This window comes from Corallococcus exercitus (assembly GCF_003611585.1).
Classification (GTDB): domain Bacteria; phylum Myxococcota; class Myxococcia; order Myxococcales; family Myxococcaceae; genus Corallococcus; species Corallococcus exercitus.
Window position 1 is genome coordinate 1 of record NZ_RAVW01000674.1, and the last position, 3,072, is coordinate 3,072.

At 73.4% G+C, this 3,072-nt stretch carries 3 protein-coding genes; 1 reads left to right on the forward strand and 2 read right to left on the reverse strand.

Going from position 1 to position 3,072, the window contains the following annotated elements:
• Positions 1-99 precede the first annotated feature (99 nt).
• Entirely contained in the window at positions 100-1,017 is a 918-nt protein-coding gene (locus D7W79_RS40655; RefSeq protein WP_120530565.1) for a M23 family metallopeptidase, read from the forward strand.
• A gap of 16 nt (positions 1,018-1,033) precedes the next feature.
• Here D7W79_RS40655 and D7W79_RS40660 read toward each other — a convergent pair whose 3' ends face one another.
• Positions 1,034-1,738, reverse strand: a complete 705-nt coding sequence (locus D7W79_RS40660; protein WP_120530566.1) for a diguanylate cyclase domain-containing protein — start codon at positions 1,736-1,738, stop codon at positions 1,034-1,036.
• A gap of 71 nt (positions 1,739-1,809) precedes the next feature.
• On the reverse strand, positions 1,810-2,835 hold the full coding sequence (gene rlmM / locus D7W79_RS40665) for a 23S rRNA (cytidine(2498)-2'-O)-methyltransferase RlmM (RefSeq protein WP_120530567.1): 1,026 nt from the start codon (positions 2,833-2,835) through the stop codon (positions 1,810-1,812).
• Positions 2,836-3,072 lie beyond the last annotated feature (237 nt).

Sequence of the window (3,072 nt, forward strand, 5' to 3'; positions counted from 1 at the left end):
AGGGGCGGCGGGTGGGGGAGGTGTTGCGCGCGCGGGGAGCGACTTAGCTTCTGGCGCCGGAAGTCCCACGTTGCGAAAGAGTTTCCCCAGGAGTGGTCTGTGGCCAAAAAGTCCTTCACGCTGATGGTCATCCCGGACCACGACGCTCCGGTGAAGCGCTACACCATCCAGCGCTCCTGGCTCGTTCAGGTGGGCATGGGCCTGATGCTGGTGGCGGGCCTGGGCGCCGGTGCGAGCATCCACTACCTCCAGGTGGCGGCGGACGCGTCGGAGAACCGCATCCTGCGCGAGGAGAACCTCACGTTGCGCTCGCAGCTGAAGTCGGTGCGTGAGCGCATCGACCACATCGGTTCCACGCTGGACCGCGTGGAGCGCTTCGACCAGAAGCTGCGCGCGGTGACGCTGCTGTCGGACCCGCAGCGCAACCTGGCCATGGGCCCCACGGAGCCGGAGACCGGCACCACGGTGCCCGCGACGGACACGCAGTTCACCCAGCTGACCACCACGGACACGCCCAAGATGATGCTGGGCCGGCTGGACCGTCTGTCCGCGGAGGCCACCCGCCAGGAGCTGAGCCTCCAGGACCTGCAGGCCTACTTCCAGGACCAGAAGTCGCTCTTGGCCTCCACGCCGTCGGTGTGGCCGGCGCGCGGCTGGGTGACCAGCGATTTCGGCCAGCGCCTGGACCCGTACACGGCGGACCGCGTGACGCACGCGGGCCTGGACATCGCGGCGCCGCACGGCAAGGAAGTCACCGCGCCGTCGGACGGCACGGTGGTGTTCGCGGGGCTGGAGGGCGGGTACGGCAACGTGCTCGTCATCGACCACGGCTACGGCATCAAGACGCGCTACGGCCACCTGTCCAAGATTCTGGTGAAGGCCGGGGACCGGGTGAAGCGCGGCTCGCCCATCGCGGCGGTGGGCAACACGGGCCGCTCCACCGGCCCGCACCTGCACTACGAGGTGCGCGTGAACGGCGTGCCGCAGAACCCGCGCAAGTTCATCCTCGAGGAGTAGTCGTCGAGGGAGGGCTTCAGGTTCCTTCCGGCTCCGGGAGGAACGCGTCCAGGCGCAGGCGCCGCCGCTGCAGGCCGTGCGTCCGCCCGGTGCGCTCCATGATGTAGGCCCGCTCCACCTCCGCCCACAGGAGCGGCCCCAGCACCTGCCAGTGCGACGGCTGGTGCACCGTCAGCTCCAGCAGCGCCACGGTGAAGCCCGGCACGTCGGTGGCCGAGGCGCCCGGAGGCAGCGCGGGGCGCAGGTCCTCCGCCAGCTTCGCGCGCGTCCCTTCCGCGCTGTCCTCGCGCACGGTGAGCTGGGACGTGGGCAGCAGCAGCACCGCGAAGCCATCCGGCTGGAAACGCACGATGCGCGCGCCCGGGTACTGCGCGGCGAGCGACGCCACGGTGGCCTTCAGCAGCGCGTCCCCGGCGGGGAAGCCGAAGCGCGCGTTGAAGTGGATCATCTCCTTCACGTCCACCATCACCGCGCCCACGCGCCAGCCGTCGTGGTGCGCGTGCGTGGAGAGGTCGAACTCCTCCTTGAGGAGCGTGCCCTGCGTGAGCGCCAGGACGTGCATGGCCCCGGTGGCGTCCGGCTGGCCGCGCCGGCGCTGCTCGGCGGCGATGAGCTCCTGGGCGGCGGCCTGCGGCGCCTCCTGGGCGTGCCCGGGACGCGCGGCCCGGGGGTGGAGGGCGACGAGGGCGGTGGCGGTGGCGTCGTCGATTGAGTAGGGCATCGTGTCCGCGTGTGTAGCGCGGACCCGCGTCGGGCGCAGGAAAGCTTCTCCCCGCGCCCGCTCCGCTGCCCTCAGCGCATGCGGTGCGCCGTGACGGTCACCTCGTCCCGGTCATGGTAGAGCTGGCGGACGGTGAGGCCCTCCCAGCCCCCGTCCTCCACGAGCGTCTGGCGGACGCGCAGGAGCAGCGGGTTCTTGTCCTTCATGGGCAGCTTGATGTTGGCCACCAGGTTGCGCGCCCAGCGGCGCCGGCCCCACTTGGCCAGCAACTGCGCCACCTCCAGGGGCCGCCACGCCATGTCGCAGAAGAGCCAGTCCGCGGACTCCTCCGGGGCGTAGGCGAAGGCGCTCTCCTGCACGTGCTGGACGCGCGGGTTCCTGGCCAGCTCCGGCATCAGCTTCGCCGGGTCCACCGCCACCACTCGCGCCCCGCGCGCCACCAGCCGCTGCGTCCAGCCGCCCGGCGCCGCGCCCAGGTCCACGCACACGTCGCCGCGCCCGGGCTCATGCGCCAGCCCGTCCAGCGCCTCCTCCAGCTTCATCGCCGCGCGGGACGGGGACTCGCCCGCGCGCTTCATCCGCCGCCGCCCGCCCGGCGCGAGGGACAGGGCCTCGCGGGCACTCACCGCGCCCAGCATCAGCACCCCCTCCGGCGCGACGCACAGGCCCACCAGCAGGGCCCCCGCCTCTCGCGCCCGCCCATCGTCCTCCAGCACCCGGTTCGGGGGGAGCGCCGCGCGAACGGCCGCCTCCAGGGCCTCGGCGCGGCCCGCCTGCGTGTTGCCCTTCGCGCTGTCTGGCGTGTAGGCCCGGACGAGCCACGGCACTCGCGAGGGCAGTCCGGACATCGCCGCGACGAGCTCCTCCACCGGCACCTGGGCCCCGCCCGGGGGGGCCCAGGTGGCGACGACCCTCTCCACCGCCCGGCCGAAGGCGGGGGGCACGTCCGGCCGCTGCTCGGACTCCACCAGGGCAGGCCCCAGGAGGCGGGGACCCGCGCCCGTCCAGACCAGCTCCTCGAAGAGGTGGGACTCGAAGCCCTCCCGGCAGGTCCACAGCCACCGGCCCGGTTGGGCCGCCAGCGTCTGTGCGGGCATGGGTGGTACGCGCGCCCGAGGTGGGATGCGTGGCGCGGGCGAGGCGATGGGTGCCGGGGCGGAGCGTCCGGGGCCACTGGCACGGGGCGTGGGGCCCGGCTTGCCTCCGGACCTGGGTCCTGGCTTGCCTCCGGACTTGGGGCCTGGCTTGCCTCCTGCCCGAGGACCGGGCTTCGGGCCTGCCTTGCCGTTAGAGGGAGGCCCCGAGCGCGACGGCTTGCCGGGACGGGAGGGGGC

Coding starts and splice junctions, on each gene's coding strand:
- D7W79_RS40660 (WP_120530566.1), bottom strand. CDS start 1,738: ATGCCCTACTCAATCGACGACGCCACCGCCACCGCCCTCGTCGCCCTC.
- rlmM (WP_120530567.1), bottom strand. CDS start 2,835: ATGCCCGCACAGACGCTGGCGGCCCAACCGGGCCGGTGGCTGTGGACC.